Source organism: Paraburkholderia strydomiana (assembly GCF_046030495.1).
In the GTDB taxonomy this organism is placed as follows: Bacteria; Pseudomonadota; Gammaproteobacteria; order Burkholderiales; family Burkholderiaceae; genus Paraburkholderia; species Paraburkholderia strydomiana_A.
In genome coordinates, this window is the sequence record NZ_JAQQCJ010000026.1 from 45,566 (window position 1) to 63,966 (window position 18,401).

Sequence of the window (18,401 nt, forward strand, 5' to 3'; positions counted from 1 at the left end):
CCGTGGCTGACGGCCTGGGCGCGGCGCGAGCCTGGTGTCGAGCCGTCGTCAAGCGAAAGAAAGAAACGAAAACGGGCAGCCCACAGGCTGCCCGCCAGAACCCGCGTGCCATGTGCATTGCATGGGCCGTACTTGCCCGCGCGAACGCGCGCAGCGGGTACGCAGCATCACATCACAGATAGAACATCCGGTCTTCATCCGATTTGGTCGGCTGCGGCTCGGCTTCTTCGCGGTCTTCATAGAACTTCAGCACCGCTTCGAGCACCTGATCCGGATCGTCGATCACCTGCATCAGATCGATGTCGTTCGGATTGATGAGGCCCATCGGAATGAGCGAGCTCTTGAACCACGCAAGCAGGCCTTCCCAGAATTCAGCGCCCACCAGGATGATCGGCACGTGGCGCGACTTCTTGGTTTGAATCAGTGTGAGCACTTCGGCCAATTCATCCAGCGTGCCGAAGCCGCCCGGCATGACGATCACCGCGTCCGAATTCTTTACGAACGTGACCTTGCGCGTGAAGAAATGGCGGAAGCGCAACGAGATGTCCTGCCACTGGTTGCCCGATTGCTCGTGCGGCAGTTCGATATTCAGGCCGACGGAAGGTGCCTTGCCCGCATGCGCGCCCTTGTTGGCCGCTTCCATGATGCCGGGGCCGCCGCCGGAGATCACCGCGAAGCCCGCGTCCGACAGCTTGCGGGCGATTTGTGTGGCGAGCTTGTAGTACGGCGAACTCGCCTTCAGGCGCGCCGAACCATAGATGCTGACAGCCGGGCGAATCTCCGAGAGGTACTCGGTCGCCTCGATAAACTCTGCCATAATCGTGAACATCTGCCACGATGCGCGGGCCTTCTTGGCCGTTGCGCGCTCTTGATCTGCGAGTGATCGCAGACTCGGAATCACTTTTCTCTTAGTCATAATGCCTGAAGAACGAAGCCTTGAAGGTAAGACCCTGCTATTGGTCGACGGTTCGAGTTATCTGTACCGGGCCTACCATGCGATGCCTGATCTGCGCGGGCCCGAGGGTGGTCCGACGGGTGCGCTCTACGGGATGATCAACATGCTGCGGCGCATGCGCAAGGAAGTCACAGCAGAGTATAGCGCGTGCGTGTTCGACGCCAAGGGCAAAACATTTCGCGACGACTGGTATCCCGACTATAAGGCGAACCGCCCATCGATGCCGGATGACCTGTCGCGCCAGATCGAGCCGATTCACGTCGCCGTGCGCGCGCTCGGCTGGCCGCTCCTGATGATCGACGGCGTCGAAGCCGATGACGTGATCGGCACGCTCAGCACCGCAGCGGAAGAGCGCGGCATGAACGTGATCGTGTCGACTGGGGACAAGGATCTGGCGCAGCTCGTGTCGGATCATGTCACCCTCATCAATACGATGACCAACGAAAAGCTCGACCGCGCCGGCGTGATCGCCAAGTTCGGCGTGCCGCCGGAGCGCATCATCGACTACCTGTCGCTGATCGGCGATACCGTCGACAACGTGCCGGGCGTCGAGAAATGCGGGCCGAAAACCGCGCTCAAATGGCTCACGCAATTCGAGTCGCTGGATGGCATCGTCGCACATGCGGACGAGATCAAAGGTGCGGTAGGAGACAATCTGCGGCGTGCGCTCGATTTTCTGCCGATGGCGAAAAAACTCGTCACCGTCGAGCGCAATTGCAATCTGACCGACCATATCGTGTCGATCGAGGAAAGCCTGCAAAGCCGGCCCGAATCGCGCGAGGAACTGCGCGACGTGTTCACGCGCCACGGCTTCAAGACCTGGCTGCGCGAGGTGGAAATCGCGGACGCGGTGGAAGGCCCGGAAACCGACGTGCCGCCGGCGCTGTCGGTCGATCACGAGCGGCACTACGACACCGTGCAGACGTGGGAGCAGTTCGACGCGTGGCTCGCAAAAATCAACGCGGCCGAACTGACTTCCATCGATACCGAAACCACCGCGCTCGATCCGATGGTGGCGCAGATCGTGGGCTTGTCTTTGTCGGTGGAACCCGGCCGCGCCGCTTATGTGCCGCTCGCGCATCGCGGTCCGGACGCGCCCGTGCAACTGCCGCGCGACGAAGTGCTCGCGAAGCTCAAGCCGTGGCTTGAAAGCGCGGAGCACAAGAAGGTCGGTCAGCATCTGAAGTACGACGAACAGGTGCTCGCGAACTACGGCATCGAAATGCGCGGTATCGAACACGACACGCTGCTGCAGTCGTACGTGCTCGAATCGCATCGCACGCATGACATGGACAGCCTCGCGCTGCGCCATCTTGGCATCAAGACGATCAAGTACGAAGAGGTCGCTGGCAAGGGCGCATCGCAGATCGGCTTCGATGAAGTCGCGCTGGAGCAGGCCGCCGAATACGCGGCCGAAGACGCCGACATCACGCTGCGTTTGCATCAGGCCTTGTATCCGCAGGTGGCCGCCGAGAAGGCGCTCGACCACGTTTACCGGGCGATCGAAGTGCCGACCTCGCGCGTGTTGCGCAAGATGGAGCGTACCGGCGTGCTGATCGATGCGGAAAAGCTGCGTCAGCAAAGCAGTGAAATCGCCACGCGTTTGATCCAGTTGGAAAGCGAGGCGTACACGCTCGCCGGCGGCGAATTCAATCTGGGCTCGCCCAAGCAGATCGGTCAGATCTTCTTCGAGAAGCTGGAACTGCCGGTGGTCAAGAAGACCCCGAGCGGCGCGCCGTCCACCGACGAAGAAGTGCTGCAGAAACTCGCCGAAGACTATCCGCTGCCGAAGATCCTGCTCGAACACCGTGGTTTGTCGAAGCTGAAGTCGACCTACACGGACAAGCTGCCGCGCATGGTCAACGCGCAAACAGGCCGCGTGCATACGAACTACGCGCAGGCGGTCGCGGTGACGGGGCGTCTCGCATCGAACGATCCTAACTTGCAGAACATTCCGGTGCGTACCGGCGAAGGCCGTCGTATCCGCGAGGCGTTCATTGCGCCGCCAGGCCACAAGCTGGTCTCCGCGGATTACTCGCAGATCGAGTTGCGCATCATGGCGCATATTTCCGGCGACGAATCGCTGCTGCGCGCGTTCTCGCAAGGTGAAGACATTCACCGCGCCACCGCGGCGGAAATCTTCAGCGTGACGCCGCTCGAAGTGTCGAGCGATCAGCGGCGCGTGGCCAAGGTCATCAACTTCGGCCTGATTTACGGCATGAGCGCGTTCGGCCTCGCGTCGAATCTCGGCATTACGCGCGACGCGGCCAAGATGTATATCGACCGCTACTTCGCGCGTTATCCGGGCGTCGCCAGGTACATGGACGAAACGCGTCTGAGTGCGAAGGCAAAGGGCTACGTCGAAACGGTGTTCGGCCGCCGCCTGTGGCTGCCGGAGATCAACGGCGGCAACGGTCCGCGCCGCCAGGGCGCCGAGCGTGCCGCGATCAACGCGCCGATGCAAGGCACGGCCGCGGATCTGATCAAGCTGTCGATGATCGCGGTGCAGAACTGGATCGAAGAGTCGAAAATCGGCACGCGCATGATCATGCAGGTACACGACGAACTGATCCTCGAAGTGCCGGACGCCGAATTGTCCGAAGTGCGCAAGCGCCTGCCCGAATTGATGTGTGGTGTCGCCGAGCTGAAAGTGCCGCTGGTCGCCGAGGTGGGCGCCGGCCTGAACTGGGAAGAGGCCCATTGATACATGGGTGACGGCGCGATACCGTCGTGCGCATGTCACACATGCTAATTGATGGCTTGTGACAACCCGTGCTGCTCGCGGACAATTGCTGAAAGACGGCGCGTGGCCACGCGCCGTCCGCGACGCATAATTCATCGGCAAACACGGAGAGTGCAATGCATCGATTTATCGTCGTTGGCGGGGGCGCGGGAGGGCTGGAACTGGCGACACGTCTGGGCGACCGCTATGGCGCCCAGAAGCGCAAAGGCGGCGCGCGTGCGCAAGTCACGCTCGTCGACCGTTACCCCACGCATATCTGGAAGCCGCTGTTGCACGAAGTGGCGGCGGGCAGCATGGACCCGTTCACACAGGAACTCGAATACGCGGCGCAAGCGCGCTGGCATGACTTCGAGTTTCAGCAGGGCGAGCTGATCGGGCTCGACCGCGCCAACAAACGTCTCACGCTCGGCACCGTGATCGATGACGACGGCGCCGAACTGTTGCCCGAACGCGAGCTCGAATACGACACGCTGATCATCGCGATCGGCAGCACCACGGCGTTCTTCGGCGTGAAGGGCGCGGCCGAGTTTTCGCTCGCACTCGACACGGTCAGCCAGGCCGAGCGTTTCCGCAAACGCCTGATCGCGGCCTGCATGCGCGCCGAGCATCAGGTGCATGAGCCTGTCGAATCGAGGCCGGGGCCGGGCACATCGTCTGCCAGTGAGCCGCGCATTCAGGTGGCCATCGTCGGCGGCGGGGCGACCGGGGTCGAACTGTCGGCGGAATTGCGCAACACCGCGCAAGTGTTGTCGGCGTATGGTCTGCATAAGCTCGATCCGCGGCATGACGTCGGCATCGTGTTGATCGAGGCGGGGCCGCGCATTTTGCCGGCTCTGCAGGAGCGCGTCTCGACGGCGACCGCCGAACTGCTCACCAAGCTCGGTGTGAAGCTGCTGATCGGCGAGACGGTCGCTGAAGTCGCGCCCGGCATCATCCGTACCGCGAGCGGGCACACCGTGCGCGCCGACCTGACGGTGTGGGCGGCGGGCATCAAGGCGCCGCCCATCCTGAGCCAGCTCGACGGCTTGACCGTCAACCGGCTCGGCCAGCTCAACGTGCGCCGCACGCTGCAAACGGAAATCGACGACAACGTGTTCGCGCTCGGCGATTGCGCCGCGTGTCCGTGGCCGGGCAACGAGCGCAACGTGCCGCCGCGCGCGCAAGCCGCGCATCAGCAAGCGAGTTTCCTGCTGAAAGCGCTGTCCGCGCGGCTCGACAACAAGCCGCTGCCGGAATTCACCTATCGCGACTTCGGCTCGCTGGTCTCGCTCGGGCACTTCAGCGCGGTCGGCAATCTGATGGGCGGGGTGATCGGCGGCAACATGCTGATCGAAGGGCTGTTCGCGCGCTTCATGTACATGTCGCTGTACCGGCTGCATATCGCGGCGCTGCACGGCTACGCACGGATGGTGCTCGATACCTTCGCGCACTGGCTGCGCCGCTCCACCTTGCCGCGCGTGAAGCTGCACTGACGGCGTAAGCCGTGGTTGAAACTGCAACGGGATGCGCGTCAGGCGTATCCTGTTGCCTCTAACAATCAACCGAGGAGCGCGCATGCTGAAGCCCGAAATCGATAGCCTGGTCCCCCACGTTCCCTTCAATCGACGCACCTTCATCAAGGCCGCGCTCGGCACCGGTTTTGCGGCGGCCGTGCTGCCGGTCTCGGCGCAAACCATCCATACCGACAGCGACGGCCTCGAAGCCGGCGAAGTGGCTGTGCGTTCGGGCGGCACGCTGGTGCCGGCGTATCGCGCGCAGCCCAAGGGCAAGACGCATCTGCCGGTGATCATCGTCGTTCATGAGATTTTTGGCGTGCACGAGCACATCGCCGACGTGTGCCGCCGCTTCGCCAAACAGGGTTATCTGGCAATCGCGCCGGATCTGTATCAGCGGCAGGGCGACGCGACCGTTTTCACGAGCATGCAGCAGCTCAACGACCAACTGGTCAGCAAGGTGCCGGACGAGCAGGTCATGGGCGATCTCGACGCGACCGTCGCGTGGGCTGGCGAGCACGGCGGCGATCTGAACCGGCTCGGTGTTAACGGGTTTTGCTGGGGCGGGCGGATTGCGTGGCTGTATGCCGAACACAACCCGCGGCTCAAGGCCGGCGTCGCCTGGTATGGCCGCGTGGCGGGCGCCAAAACCGCGAACACGCCGGCCAATCCGCTCGATGAGGTTGCGCAGTTGCACGCGCCGGTATTGGGACTCTACGGGTTGCAGGATCAGAGCATCCCGCAAGACACGCTCGAGCAGATGAAGCAGGCCATTGCGCAAGGCCCGCAGGCAGGACGCGGCTCGCAGTTCGTCGTCTATGACGATGCAGGCCATGCGTTTTTCGCGGATTATCGGCCGAGCTACAAGAAGGCCGATGCCGAAGATGGCTGGCGCCGTGCGCTGGTGTGGTTCAAGCAGCACGGGGTGGCCTGAGGATTCAACTGGATCGTGGCGTCCTTCGTACGATCAAAAAAAGGCCGTTGCCGCCTATGCGCGGCAACGGCTTTTGTGCCTATCGCTCAGGGCGTCCTGGACTCAGGGTTTCGCGCCGGTCGCAACCGGCCGCTTCGGATCGGAACTCCATTCGCTCCACGAACCCGCATACAACGCCGCGCCATGCAGGCCGGCAATCTCCATGGCCAGTGCGTTCACGCATGCGGTCACGCCCGAGCCGCATTGCAGCACCACGTGTTCGGGCGGCGTGTCGCCGAGCAGCGCGTGGAATTCCTCGCGCAGCGTATGAGCCGATTTGAAACGCTCGTCGGCGGTGAGGTTGTCCTTGAAGAAGCGGTTGAGCGCGCCGGGGATGTGGCCGCCTACGCGATCCAGCGTTTCGTTCTCGCCGCGATAGCGATCGGCCGCGCGTGCGTCGACCACCACGTGCTCCTTCGAACCGAGATTGCGCTCGACCGTCTGTGCATCGACGGTCACGGCGAGCGGCGCGCCGGCGTTGAAGTCGCCGGTGTTCTGGGCCGGCACGTCCTGCGTCAGCGGCTGACCGGCGGCTTGCCAGGCCGGCAGGCCGCCGTCGAGCAACGCCACCGCGTCGTGCCCGAGCCAGCGCAGCAGCCACCAGACGCGAGCGGCGTACATGCCGCCTTGCGCGTCATAAGCGACTACTTGCTGGCCCTGCTTCAAACCGCGCGATTCGAGCGTCTCGACCAGCCGCGCGCGATCGGGCAGCGGATGCCGCCCGTTCGTGCCATTCTTCGGCCCGGACAGATCGCGATCGAGATGCAGGTAATGCGCGCCCGGCAGATGTCCGGCCAGATACGCTTTCTCGCCCGCTTCCGTGTCGGTCAGGTCGAAGCGGCAATCGATGACGAACACACTGCCTGGCGCGGCGGCGAGCCGTTCCGCAAGATTGGTCGCGGAGATCAGGGTGGTGTAGTGAGTGTGGGGCATGATGTCTCCTCGATACGGGCGATGGCGGTTGCGGCCGGGCGTCTCGGCGCCACGGACGGATGGCCGGGCTATCTTGTAAGTCTAAACAAAAAAAAGACGGGCCGAGCCCGTCTTTCCTGATGTCGATGCGGCTTGCGCAAGAGTCGGAGGATTCGTGATCGAACGCCGAGCGAGCGCGCTCAGATCGCGCCCAGTTCGCGCCGCAAAAACTCGTGGAAGTGCTGCATGCCGTCTTCCATCGGGCTCTGATACGGGCCGACCTGCGACTCGCCGCGTTCCATCAGCGCGCGGCGGCCTGCGTCCATGCGTTCGGCGATCTCGTCGTCTTCGCGGGCCGTTTCCATATACGCGGCGCGCTCTGCTTCGACGAAATCACGTTCGAACAACGCGATTTCCTCAGGGTAATAGAACTCCACCACGTTGGTGGTTTTCTGCGGACCGCGCGGAATCAGCCACGACACGACCAGCACGTGCGGATACCACTCGATCATGATGCCCGGGTAATACACCATCCAGATCGCGCCGAAGTCGGGCGGGTTGCCGCCGCGAAAACGCAGCACTTCGTCGTGCCACTTGCGGTAGGTCGGGCTGCCCGGCTGCTCCAGATCCTTGTGCACGCCCACCGTCTGGACGCTGTACCACTCGCCGAACTCCCAGGTCAGGTCGTCGCAATTGACGAAGCTGCCGAGGCCCGGATGGAACGGCGCGACGTGATAGTCCTCCAGATAGACCTCGATGAAGGTCTTCCAGTTGTAGTTGCACTCGTGCACTTCGACGTGATCGAACATGAAGCCCGAGAAGTCGAAGTGTTCCTTGGTGCCGAGGCGTGCCAGATCGCGTGCGACGTCGCGCCCCTGCGTTTCGAACAGCAGCCCTTGCCAGTTCTGCAGCGGCGTGGCGCCGAGATTCAGGCAGGGGTTGTCCGCGAAATGCGGCGCGCCGAGGAGTTCGCCCTTCAGGTCGTACGTCCAGCGATGCAGCGGACAGACGATGTTCTCCGTCTGGCCGCGGCCGTTGAGCATGATGGCTTGCCGGTGGCGGCACACGTTCGACAGCAATTCGACTTGCGACTGCTGGTTACGGACGAGCACCCGCCCCTCGCTTTCGCTGGGCAAGGCAAAATAATTCCCCGCTTCGGGCACCATGAGATCGTGGCCGATGTAACGAGGACCTTTCTTGAAAAGGGTTTCGATTTCGCGCGTAAGGAGCGCTTCGTCAAAGTAAGCCGTGACTGGCAGCTGGCTGTGGACAGACCGCAACTGCAATGCATTGCTCAGATTGGACATTCCCACTCCCGTGAAGACGTGAAAGCAGTGAACAACCCAACCATCGATAGATTCGATTTAGGGAGCCCGCGATTATACCCGTTTCCCCTTCTTTGGGGCGCTTAAGTCCCTGATTTGGGTCAAAAATGTCATGAAAGTTCGGGATTTTCGCCGCAGACCAATCGTTTTTTTTCTGCGAGACTTCAGGGGCGGCGCGGGACGCGCACGGTCGACTCAGGCCGGCGAGCGGCTCGGAAATGGCGCTTTTGCCGTAGAATGTCCGACTTGTTTTAATTTTGCGACTATTCATGGCGAAGACCGCGTCGAAAGATACTGCTGCTGCGCCAGCCGAAGGCGTCGATACCACGCCGCTGCCCGAGAACTATGAGGCCGCTCAGGCAGAGCTGGAAGCGCTGGTGGCGCGCATGGAAGGCGGCAGCCTGAGTCTCGAGGAGTCGTTGAGCGCATACCGGCGCGGCGCGGCCCTCGTGGCGTTTTGCCAGCAGCAGCTCGAAAAGGTCGAGCAGCAGGTGCGCGTGCTCGATGGCGAGACGCTCAAGCCGCTGCCCATGAATACCGCAGGCACAGCCGCTACTGAAAGCGGGGACGACCTATGACATTCGAACAATGGACGCGCTCGGTACTCGAACGTGTCGAAACGGCACTGGAACACTATCTGCCGGGCGAGGCTACCGAGCCCGCCAAACTGCATGAAGCGATGCGCTACGCGGTGCTGGGCGGCGGCAAGCGGGTGCGTCCGCTGCTGTGCCATGCGGCGGGCGAGCTGACCGGCGCGCGCGCCGAATGCCTCGATGCGGCGGCGGTGGCGCTCGAAATGATCCACGTGTATTCGCTTGTGCACGACGACATGCCCTGCATGGACGACGACGCGCTGCGTCGCGGCAAGCCCACGGTACACGTCCAATATGACGAAGCCACGGCGCTGCTGGTCGGGGACGCGCTGCAATCGCAGGCTTTCGTCGCGCTGACCTCGGACGTGCTGGCCGCGCCGCAGCAGGCTTCGCTCGTGCGTGAACTGGCGCTCGCGAGCGGCTCGCTCGGCATGTGCGGCGGGCAGGCCATCGATCTGGCGAGCGTCGGCCACACGCTGACGCGCACGCAGCTCGAAACCATGCACCGGATGAAAACCGGCGCGTTGCTGCGCGCCGCGGTACGCATGGGCGCACTGGCGGGCGAAGCGCTGGATGCGGACGCGATGCGTTCGCTCGACGCTTATGCGGCCGCCGTCGGTCTCGCGTTTCAGGTCGTCGACGACATTCTCGACGTCACGACCGATTCCGCGACGCTCGGCAAGACCGCCGGCAAAGACGCGAAGGACGGCAAGCCGACCTACGTGTCGATTATCGGGCTCGACGCGTCGCGCTCGCTCGCTGCGCAGCTGCGCAGCGACGCGCACGCCGCGCTGGCGCCGTTCGGCGCACGCGCGCAGCGTCTTGCCGAATTGGCCGACCTGGTGGTGAACCGGGTTAGCTGAACGCGAAAGCCCGCCGCCGCGCACCTTTTATCCTCGGGGTGCATGTATGAAGTGCGGGCGCGTAAGTTTTCCTACAATGGAACGACGATGTACGACTTGCTGAAAACCATCGACGACCCGGCAGCCTTGCGCCGCCTCGATCGCCGCCAATTGCAACCGCTTGCCGACGAGTTGCGTGCCTTCGTGCTCGACAGCGTATCGCAGACGGGCGGCCATCTTTCGTCCAACCTCGGCACGGTCGAGTTGACCATTGCTCTGCACTATGTGTTCGACACGCCGCACGACCGGATCGTCTGGGACGTGGGCCATCAAACCTATCCGCACAAGATCCTGACGGGCCGCCGCGACCAGATGCACACGCTGCGTCAGCTCGGCGGCATCTCGGGCTTTCCGAAACGTGACGAGTCGGAATACGACACCTTCGGCACCGCGCACTCCAGCACGTCGATCTCCGCCGCGCTCGGCATGGCGGTCGCGAGCAAGCTGCAGGGCGACAACCGCATGGGCATCGCGGTGATCGGCGACGGCGCGATGACGGCCGGCATGGCCTTCGAGGCCATGAACAACGCCGGCGTCGAAGACGACGTGCCGCTGCTGGTGATCCTGAACGACAACGACATGTCGATCTCGCCGCCGGTCGGCGCGCTCAATCGCCATCTGGCGCGCCTGATGTCGGGCCGCTTCTACGCCGCCGCTCGCGCGGGCGTCGAACGCGTGCTGCGCGTCGCGCCGCCGATGCTCGACCTCGCCCGCAAGCTCGAAGAGCACGCGAAGGGCATGATCGTGCCGGCCACGCTGTTCGAAGAATTCGGTTTCAACTACATCGGTCCGATCGACGGTCACGACCTCGATTCGCTGATCCCGACGCTGCAGAACATCAAGGAACTGCGCGGCCCGCAATTCCTGCACGTCGTGACGAAGAAAGGCCAGGGCTACAAGCTGGCCGAGGCCGATCCGGTGCTGTACCACGGCCCGGGCAAGTTCAATCCGGCCGAAGGCATCAAGCCGGCCACCACGCCGTCGAAGAAGACCTACACGCAGGTGTTCGGCGAATGGCTGTGCGACGCCGCCGAGCTGGATTCGCGCGTGGTCGGCATCACGCCGGCCATGCGCGAGGGCTCGGGCATGGTCGAGTTCGAAAAGCGCTTCCCGGATCGTTACTTCGATGTCGGCATCGCCGAGCAGCACGCGGTGACGTTTGCCGGCGGTCTCGCCGCGGACGGCATGAGGCCGGTGGTCGCGATCTACTCGACCTTCCTGCAACGTGCTTACGACCAGCTGATTCACGACGTCGCGCTGCAAAACTTGCCGGTGGTGTTCGCCATCGACCGCGCGGGTCTGGTCGGCGCGGACGGCGCAACGCACGCGGGCGCTTACGACCTCGCGTTCATGCGCTGCATCCCGAACATGACCGTGATGGCGCCGTCGGACGAAAACGAATGCCGGCAGATGCTGTACACCGCGCTGCAGCAGCCGAACCCGACGGCGGTACGTTATCCGCGCGGCGCGGGTACGGGTGTCGCCACCGTCAAGCAGATGGCGGCGCTGCCGGTCGGCAAGGGTGAAGTGCGGCGCGAGACTTCGCAGCCGGTGGGCAAGCGCATCGCGATTCTCGCCTTCGGCACGATGGTCGCGCCGTCGCTGGCGGCGGCCGAGCAACTGGACGCCACCGTCGCGAACATGCGCTTCGTGAAGCCGCTCGATGCCGAGCTGGTCCGTCAACTGGCCGAGACGCACGACGCCATCGTCACCGTCGAGGAAGGCTGCGTGATGGGCGGCGCGGGCTCGGCTTGCGTCGAAGCGCTGCTCGAAGCGGGCGTGATGCGGCCGGTGCTGCAATTGGGCCTGCCGGACCGCTTCATCGATCACGGCGACCCGGCCAAGCTGCTCGCCGCATGCGGTCTCGACGCCGTGGGTATCGCCAAGTCGATTCGCGAGCGGTTTCTGTCGAACGGCGCGCTCGGCGTTCAATCGTCGGTGAAGCGCGTCGCGTAAGGCGTTGCCGGCCGGCATGCCGCCGCGATGCAATGGCGGCTGCCGCTCTCGTTTTTGCCATCTCCAACTTGAATCGATGGGCTTCCGGGTCCATCTTCCAGCGCCGGCCAAGGCCGGCGTTCGCCGTTGCGCGCACTATCCGCACGGCCGCTGAGAGCCCCTGAATCTGTCGGTTCGCGGCAGCCCCCGTTGGGCCATCGCCCAATCCTCCCATTCCCCAAGGGGACTTCGTTCGGGTTGGGACTTTCTGCGGAGCGGAAAACTCGGGGCGGCCCGGCGCTTTCCTGAAAGGACAAAAGAATGAACCAGATGAATCCCGCCTTTGTGATGCCCGACGTGCAAAGCACGCCCGACACGCGTCAGATCCCGATTCAGCGGGTCGGCGTCAAGGGCGTGCGTCACCCGCTGACGGTGCGCACGCAAAGCGGCGAAGTGCAGCCGACGGTCGGCACGTGGACTCTCGACGTGCATCTCCCGGCTGAGCAGAAGGGCACGCACATGTCGCGTTTCGTCGCGTTGCTCGAAGAGAACAAGGCGCCGCTCGAACCGGCCACGTTTCGCACCATGCTCGCGGCGATGCTCGAGAAGCTCGAAGCCGAGGCGGGCCGCATCGAAGTGTCGTTCCCGTACTTTGTGAACAAGACCGCGCCGGTTTCGGGCGTGCAGAGTCTGCTCGACTACGAAGTCACGCTGACGGGCGACACCCGTAACGGTACGACGCGCCTGTTCCTGAAGGTGTTGGTGCCAGTCACGAGCCTGTGCCCGTGCTCGAAGAAGATTTCGCAGTACGGCGCGCATAACCAGCGCTCGCATGTCACGATCCATGCCGAAGTGACCGGCGACGTGGCGGTGGAAGAACTGGTTCGCATTGCCGAGGAAGAAGCGTCGTGCGAACTGTGGGGCTTGCTCAAGCGTCCCGACGAGAAGTTCGTCACCGAGCGCGCATATGAGAATCCGAAGTTCGTCGAAGACCTCGTGCGCGACGTCGCGCAACGTCTGAATGCGGACGAGCGGATCGTCGCGTATGTGCTCGAAGCGGAGAACTTCGAGTCGATTCACAATCACAGCGCGTATGCGGTGATCGAGCGGGACAAGCGGGTGGGATGAGGTAGGCCCCTGCGCGTGTTCGCTCTGGTTTGACCGCATTGAAAAAGCCGCTTTTTGAAGCGGCTTTTCTTATGGTGCGACGATCTTCGGTTCAGCGTGCAAGGGAAGTCAGATCCCAGCGCGGCTTGACCGTGAACGCGTAGTCTTTAGCCGATTGATCGGGCCAGCGCTGCAATCGCAACGCACCGGCCAGCGCGATCATCGCGCCGTTGTCCGTGCACAGCGACAAGTCGGGGTAGTGCACGAAGAAGTTGCGCTTTTTCGCGGCGGCGGACAGCGCTTCGCGCAGTTGCCGGTTGGCACCCACGCCCCCTGCGACGACCAGCCGGTTGAGCCTGGTCTTTTTCAGCGCCGCCAGCGACTTCGCGGCCAGCACTTCCACCGCGGCGTCGACGAAGCCGCGCGCCAGATCGGCCTTCGCCTGTTCGCAGATATTCGCGCCGCCGAGCTTCTTCGCGTGCGTGAGGACGGCGGTCTTCAGGCCGCTGAAGCTGAAATCGAGGTCGCCGGAATGCAGCATCGGGCGGGGCAGGACCACCGCGCCGGGCATGCCGAATTCCGCCATCCGCGACACTTCCGGGCCGCCCGGATAACCGAGGCCGAGCAGCTTGGCGGTTTTGTCGAACGCTTCGCCGGCGGCGTCGTCCAGCGTTTCGCCGAGCGTCTCGTAGACGCCCACGTCCGTCACGCGCATCAGTTGCGTATGTCCGCCCGACACCAGCAGCGCGACGAACGGGAACGGCGGCGGCTCGTCCACCAGCAGTGGCGACAACAGGTGCCCTTCGAGGTGGTGGATGCCGATAGTCGGCTTGTCCCACGCCATTGCCAGCGCATTGGCGACGCTCGCGCCGACCAGCAACGCGCCCGCGAGCCCCGGCCCTTGCGTGTAGGCGATCGCATCGATGTCGCTACGCGCTGCGCCGGCACGCTCCATCACCTCTTCGAGCAGCGGCAGCGCGCGCCGGATGTGGTCGCGCGACGCCAACTCGGGCACGACGCCGCCGTATTCCCGATGCATCGCAATCTGCGAATGCAGCGCGTGCGCGAGCAGGCCGCGCTCAGTGTCGTAGAGCGCGAGACCGGTTTCGTCGCAGGAGCTTTCGATGCCGAGAACGAGCATGATGGTGGGTTTGAGCGGACGCGCGAGTGACGACACTCCTGCGTCCAGAAATAAAAAGGCCAGCCTGAAAGTATAGCAGTGCGGGCACCAGGCCGCAGACGGCGGTGGACGCGCAGGTACAATGCGGCCCCATGGAATCCTTCGATATCGCGGTAATCGGCGCAGGCGCGGCCGGCATGATGTGCGCGGCCGTGGCCGGGCAACTCGGCCGGCGCGTGGTGCTGATCGACCACTCGCAACGTCTCGCGGAAAAAATCCGCATCTCGGGTGGCGGCCGCTGCAACTTCACGAACCTGTACGCCGGGCCGGCCAATTACCTGTCGGCCAATCCGCATTTTTGCCGCTCCGCGCTCGCGCGCTACACGCCGCGCGATTTCATGGCGTTGCTCAAGCGCCATCACGTGACGTGGCACGAGAAGCACAAGGGGCAACTGTTCTGCGACCAGTCGAGCGACGCGGTCATCGACGTGTTGAAGAGCGAGTGCGACGCGGGGCGCGTCGCATGGCGCGCGCCGTTGTCGGTGGAAGGCGTGCGGCAGGACGCACAGGGCCGGTACACGCTGGATACGCTGTCGGGCCCGATCACCACGCGCGCGCTCGTGATCGCGACCGGCGGGCTGTCGATCCCAAAGATTGGCGCCACCGATTTCGCCTATCGGCTTGCCAAACAGTTCGGTCACAAATTGATCGACACGCGTCCCGCGCTCGTTCCGCTGACCTTCGCCGCCGCCGACTGGGAGCCGTTCTCGGCGCTCTCCGGCGTGTCGCTCGAAGTGCAACTGGCGACTGGTAACAGGAAGACCGGCGCCGAATTTACCGAGGATCTGCTGCTCACGCACCGTGGCCTGTCGGGTCCGGGCGTGCTGCAAATCTCCAGCTACTGGCAACCCGGCGAGCCGATTCACATCAACCTGCTGGCGGAGCGCGACGCGACGACCGCGCTGCTCGAAGCGAAAACCGGTACGAAGCGCCAGATCGCCAATCTGCTATCCGAATGGGTGCCCCAGAGGCTCGCCCACGTCTGGCTGGAAACCCACCAGATTCCTGCCGAAGCCCGCGTGGCCGATCTGCCGGACAAGATCTTGCGGCGCATCGGTGAGGCTTTGTCGCGCTGGACGCTCACCCCGAACGGCACCGAAGGCTATCGCAAGGCCGAGGTGACGCGCGGCGGCGTCGACACGCGAGACCTGTCGTCAACGACGATGATGAGTGCGAAGGCGCCGGGGCTGTACTTCATCGGCGAGGCGGTCGACGTGACCGGCTGGCTCGGTGGCTACAACTTCCAGTGGGCGTGGGCCTCGGGCGTGGCGGCCGGCCAGGCGGCCGCGGAGTACGTCCAGGGGGCTTGACGGCGCATTAGCTTTGTGAGAAAGCTCTGCTATACTCCTGAACCTTTACAAAGTTCCGTTATTGAAAAATGACGACCATCCGCGTAAAAGACAACGAGCCGTTTGAAGTCGCCATGCGCCGTTTCAAACGCACCATGGAGAAGAACGGCTTGCTGACGGAACTTCGCGCTCGCGAGTTTTACGAAAAGCCTACGGCTGAACGCAAGCGCAAGAAGGCCGCCGCGGTGAAGCGTCATTTCAAGCGTCTGCGTGGCCAGATGCTGCCAAAGAAGTTCTACTGATTCTGGCGTTGCCGCGGTTCCGGTCAAACGGAGCGGCGACATCCACCCGGTGAGGGCACGCGAGGTGCCATCACGGAAAACACGGTCCATCGGGCCAGCCGGCAGGGTCGCATCCACCACGCACATTGCGCCAACCCGCTTGAGGAAGCAGTCCCCAAGCGGGTATTCGTGTTGATGCAGTTGACCCGGCCGCTTTTTCAACTTTCAACGCATTCAGGTGAATGATGAGTCTCAAGGACCGGATCAACGACGATATGAAAGCAGCCATGCGGGCGCGCGAGACCGAGCGTCTCGGCACGATCCGCCTGCTGCTCGCCGCCATCAAGCAGCGCGAAGTCGACGAGCGCGTCACGCTCGACGATGCCGCGATTACCACGGTCGTCGACAAGATGATCAAGCAGCGCAAGGATTCGATCAGCCAGTTCGAGGCCGCCGGCCGCACGGATCTGGCCGACAAGGAAAAGGCCGAGCTGGCAATTCTGTCCGCCTACATGCCGGAGCAGATGTCCGAAGCGGAAATCGTTGCCGAAGTCCAGGCCGCGGTCGCGCAAACCGGTGCGGCCGGCCCGCAGGACATGGGCAAGGTGATGGGCGTGCTCAAGCCGAAGCTGGCCGGCCGCGCCGACATGACCGCGGTGTCGGCGCAAGTCAAAGCCGCGCTCGCGAAGTAATTTGAGTTTGTCCGGCCTGCGCGCACCGTCGTCCGACGCCGCGCGCAGCGTTGAGCTTTTTAGGCAGCGTCATTTACTGTGATTCCACCGTCATTCCTGCAGGACCTGCTCAACCGCGTCGATATCGTCGACGTGGTCGGCCGGTATGTGCAGCTGAAAAAGGGCGGCGCGAACTTCATGGGGTTGTGCCCGTTTCACAACGAGAAAAGCCCTTCGTTTACGGTTAGTCCGACTAAACAGTTCTATCACTGCTTCGGCTGCGGCGCGCATGGGACGGCCATCGGCTTCCTGATGGAGCACGTGGGCTCCTCGTTCCCGGAGGCGGTCAACGACCTCGCGCAATCGGTGGGCTTGACGGTGCCGAACGAGCCGTCGCCGGGATATGGCGCAGGCGGCTCCGGCGGCTATGCGCCGGCGGCGTCCAAAGCCGTCACCACGGCGCTTTCCGATGTCATGCAGACCGCTTGCGACTTCTACCGCAAGCAGTTGCGCGGCGCGCCGGGCGCGATCCAGTACCTGAAAAAACGCGGCTTGACCGGCGAGATCGCCGCACGCTTCGGTTTGGGCTATGCGCCGGACGGCTGGCAGAATCTCGAAGCGGCCTTCCCCAATTATCGCGACGACGCGCTGGTGGAATCGGGCCTTGTGATCGTTAGCGAAAAATCCGACGCACAGGGGCAGAACCGTCGCTACGACCGCTTTCGCGAGCGGATCATGTTCCCGATACGCAACGTGAAGGGGCAGGTGATCGGCTTCGGCGGCCGTGTTCTGGACGGCGGCGAACCGAAATATTTGAATTCGCCCGAAACGCCTCTATTTAACAAGGGCAGCGAGCTGTATGGGCTGTTCGAAGCGCGTCTGGCGATTCGCGAACAGCACTACGTGCTGGTGGTGGAAGGCTATATGGACGTGGTCGCGCTGGCCCAATTGGGGTTTCAGAACGCGGTCGCCACGCTCGGCACGGCTTGCACGCCGGTTCATGTGCAGAAGCTGATGCGCCAGACGGATACGGTTATCTTCAGTTTCGACGGCGATTCGGCAGGGCGGCGCGCCGCTCGCCGGGCGCTGGACGCCTGCCTCCCGCATGCGGCGGACAACCGGACGATCCGCTTCCTGTTTCTGCCGTCCGAGCATGATCCGGATAGCTATGTGCGCGAATTCGGCACCGAGGCGTTCGCCGAACAGGTCGAGCGCGCGATGCCGCTCTCGCAGTTCCTGCTCAACGAAGTGCTGACGGGCAAGGAGCTGGATCAGCCGGAAGGCCGGGCGCGTGCGCTGTTCGACGCCAAACCGTTGCTGCAGGCCCTGCCGGCCAACGCGTTGCGCGCGCAGATCATGCATATGTTCGCCGACCGGCTCGACGTGCCGTTCGACGAGGTGGCGGCCCTCTGCGAGGTCGACTCCCGGATCGCGGCTGCGGCACGCCTCGCGCCGGCCCGTAAGGACCGGCGCAGCGTGACCGGGATCGAAGAAAAGACGCTGCGCAATCTCGTGATGTATCCACGCACGGTGGCGGTGCTCGACGAGGACGCCGAGCAGGCGCTGCTGAGCGTGACCCGGCACGGCGAACTGTTCGAGGAAGTGACGACGCACGCACGTGCGCTGGGCGATTCGGCGGAGTTTCAGTTGTTGTCCGACCTATTGCGAAACGGCGCAAACGCCCCAACTTTCGAGGAAATCTTTCGCAAAATTCTAGACTATGATGAAAATGTCCGGGATTTGCTGCTGAAAGACCCTCAGGACGCGACCGTCGTCGAGGAGCGGCGCGAGCAGGAACGGATCGTGGGCGAGGAACTGAAAGCGGCGATCCTGAAGATGCGGTACGACGCGTATTGCGACCGTCTCGAGCAGCTTTCGCGGCAATCCCGGCATACGCCGGAGGAGTTTGCGGAGCTTTCGGAATTGAATCGGAAACGGGCCGACATGAAGCGTCAGCTAGGTCTGTGAGGGAGAGAGCGGAAACCTTGGGTGGTATAATCAAAGGTTTCTAGCGGTTTGTTTTTCAAGGGTTTTCCTAGCAA

15 protein-coding genes are annotated in these 18,401 nt (G+C 63.6%); 11 read left to right on the forward strand and 4 right to left on the reverse strand.

What is annotated here, in order from left to right:
* Positions 1-172: 172 nt before the first annotated feature.
* Positions 173-916, reverse strand: a complete 744-nt coding sequence (locus PQQ53_RS27735) for an LOG family protein (protein WP_408146873.1) — start codon at positions 914-916, stop codon at positions 173-175.
* A 1-nt stretch (position 917) separates the two neighbouring features.
* Here PQQ53_RS27735 and polA point away from each other — a divergent pair, with 1 nt between their 5' ends.
* The 3 genes from polA to PQQ53_RS27750 all read left to right on the forward strand — a co-directional run bounded on the left by polA (position 918) and on the right by PQQ53_RS27750 (position 6,125).
* Entirely contained in the window at positions 918-3,659 is a 2,742-nt protein-coding gene (gene polA / locus PQQ53_RS27740) for a DNA polymerase I (RefSeq protein ID WP_408327607.1), read from the forward strand.
* A gap of 155 nt (positions 3,660-3,814) precedes the next feature.
* Entirely contained in the window at positions 3,815-5,170 is a 1,356-nt protein-coding gene (locus PQQ53_RS27745; protein ID WP_408146877.1) for an NAD(P)/FAD-dependent oxidoreductase, read from the forward strand.
* A gap of 82 nt (positions 5,171-5,252) precedes the next feature.
* Entirely contained in the window at positions 5,253-6,125 is an 873-nt protein-coding gene (locus tag PQQ53_RS27750) for a dienelactone hydrolase family protein (RefSeq protein WP_408146879.1), read from the forward strand.
* A gap of 102 nt (positions 6,126-6,227) precedes the next feature.
* Here PQQ53_RS27750 and PQQ53_RS27755 read toward each other — a convergent pair whose 3' ends face one another.
* Positions 6,228-7,097 (reverse strand): sulfurtransferase, encoded by an 870-nt coding sequence (locus tag PQQ53_RS27755; RefSeq protein ID WP_408146881.1) that lies wholly within the window; start codon positions 7,095-7,097, stop codon positions 6,228-6,230.
* Positions 7,098-7,276: 179 nt separating this feature from the next.
* A complete protein-coding gene (locus PQQ53_RS27760; RefSeq protein WP_408155687.1) occupies positions 7,277-8,383 on the reverse strand; it encodes an aromatic ring-hydroxylating oxygenase subunit alpha in 1,107 nt (368 codons plus the stop codon).
* A 287-nt stretch (positions 8,384-8,670) separates the two neighbouring features.
* On the opposite strand from PQQ53_RS27760, the gene PQQ53_RS27765 reads away from it, so the two are divergent.
* The 4 genes from PQQ53_RS27765 (at position 8,671) to folE2 (ending at position 12,959) form a co-directional block, all read left to right on the forward strand.
* Positions 8,671-8,979: an exodeoxyribonuclease VII small subunit gene (locus PQQ53_RS27765; RefSeq protein ID WP_121320277.1), complete on the forward strand. Its 309-nt coding sequence runs from the start codon at positions 8,671-8,673 to the stop codon at positions 8,977-8,979.
* Positions 8,976-9,857, forward strand: coding sequence for a polyprenyl synthetase family protein (locus PQQ53_RS27770; RefSeq protein WP_408146885.1), 882 nt, complete (start codon positions 8,976-8,978; stop codon positions 9,855-9,857). The genes PQQ53_RS27765 and PQQ53_RS27770 overlap by 4 nt, the downstream gene beginning before the upstream one ends.
* A gap of 87 nt (positions 9,858-9,944) precedes the next feature.
* Positions 9,945-11,852, forward strand: a complete 1,908-nt coding sequence (gene dxs / locus PQQ53_RS27775; protein ID WP_408327610.1) for a 1-deoxy-D-xylulose-5-phosphate synthase — start codon at positions 9,945-9,947, stop codon at positions 11,850-11,852.
* Between the two features lie 300 nt (positions 11,853-12,152).
* Positions 12,153-12,959 (forward strand): GTP cyclohydrolase FolE2, encoded by an 807-nt coding sequence (folE2, locus tag PQQ53_RS27780; RefSeq protein WP_408327613.1) that lies wholly within the window; start codon positions 12,153-12,155, stop codon positions 12,957-12,959.
* Between the two features lie 91 nt (positions 12,960-13,050).
* Here the strand turns inward: folE2 and tsaD are convergent, their stop codons facing one another.
* A complete protein-coding gene (gene tsaD / locus PQQ53_RS27785) occupies positions 13,051-14,079 on the reverse strand; it encodes a tRNA (adenosine(37)-N6)-threonylcarbamoyltransferase complex transferase subunit TsaD (protein WP_408327666.1) in 1,029 nt (342 codons plus the stop codon).
* 131 nt (positions 14,080-14,210) lie between these two features.
* Between tsaD and PQQ53_RS27790 the strand changes: the two genes are divergently transcribed.
* The 4 genes from PQQ53_RS27790 (at position 14,211) to dnaG (ending at position 18,327) form a co-directional block, all read left to right on the forward strand.
* Positions 14,211-15,428, forward strand: coding sequence for a BaiN/RdsA family NAD(P)/FAD-dependent oxidoreductase (locus PQQ53_RS27790; RefSeq protein WP_408327614.1), 1,218 nt, complete (start codon positions 14,211-14,213; stop codon positions 15,426-15,428).
* Positions 15,429-15,496: 68 nt separating this feature from the next.
* Positions 15,497-15,709: a 30S ribosomal protein S21 gene (gene rpsU / locus PQQ53_RS27795; RefSeq protein ID WP_028196180.1), complete on the forward strand. Its 213-nt coding sequence runs from the start codon at positions 15,497-15,499 to the stop codon at positions 15,707-15,709.
* Between the two features lie 224 nt (positions 15,710-15,933).
* A complete protein-coding gene (locus PQQ53_RS27800; protein WP_408146975.1) occupies positions 15,934-16,380 on the forward strand; it encodes a GatB/YqeY domain-containing protein in 447 nt (148 codons plus the stop codon).
* A gap of 78 nt (positions 16,381-16,458) precedes the next feature.
* Positions 16,459-18,327, forward strand: coding sequence for a DNA primase (gene dnaG / locus PQQ53_RS27805; RefSeq protein ID WP_408327617.1), 1,869 nt, complete (start codon positions 16,459-16,461; stop codon positions 18,325-18,327).
* The last annotated feature ends 74 nt before the right edge of the window (positions 18,328-18,401 follow it).

Coding starts and splice junctions, on each gene's coding strand:
- PQQ53_RS27755 (WP_408146881.1), bottom strand. CDS start 7,097: ATGCCCCACACTCACTACACCACCCTGATCTCCGCGACCAATCTTGCG.
- PQQ53_RS27770 (WP_408146885.1), top strand. CDS start 8,976: ATGACATTCGAACAATGGACGCGCTCGGTACTCGAACGTGTCGAAACG.
- PQQ53_RS27745 (WP_408146877.1), top strand. CDS start 3,815: ATGCATCGATTTATCGTCGTTGGCGGGGGCGCGGGAGGGCTGGAACTG.
- folE2 (WP_408327613.1), top strand. CDS start 12,153: ATGAACCAGATGAATCCCGCCTTTGTGATGCCCGACGTGCAAAGCACG.
- polA (WP_408327607.1), top strand. CDS start 918: ATGCCTGAAGAACGAAGCCTTGAAGGTAAGACCCTGCTATTGGTCGAC.
- PQQ53_RS27760 (WP_408155687.1), bottom strand. CDS start 8,383: ATGTCCAATCTGAGCAATGCATTGCAGTTGCGGTCTGTCCACAGCCAG.
- PQQ53_RS27800 (WP_408146975.1), top strand. CDS start 15,934: ATGAGTCTCAAGGACCGGATCAACGACGATATGAAAGCAGCCATGCGG.
- rpsU (WP_028196180.1), top strand. CDS start 15,497: ATGACGACCATCCGCGTAAAAGACAACGAGCCGTTTGAAGTCGCCATG.
- PQQ53_RS27765 (WP_121320277.1), top strand. CDS start 8,671: ATGGCGAAGACCGCGTCGAAAGATACTGCTGCTGCGCCAGCCGAAGGC.
- dxs (WP_408327610.1), top strand. CDS start 9,945: ATGTACGACTTGCTGAAAACCATCGACGACCCGGCAGCCTTGCGCCGC.
- PQQ53_RS27735 (WP_408146873.1), bottom strand. CDS start 916: ATGACTAAGAGAAAAGTGATTCCGAGTCTGCGATCACTCGCAGATCAA.
- tsaD (WP_408327666.1), bottom strand. CDS start 14,079: ATGCTCGTTCTCGGCATCGAAAGCTCCTGCGACGAAACCGGTCTCGCG.
- PQQ53_RS27750 (WP_408146879.1), top strand. CDS start 5,253: ATGCTGAAGCCCGAAATCGATAGCCTGGTCCCCCACGTTCCCTTCAAT.
- PQQ53_RS27790 (WP_408327614.1), top strand. CDS start 14,211: ATGGAATCCTTCGATATCGCGGTAATCGGCGCAGGCGCGGCCGGCATG.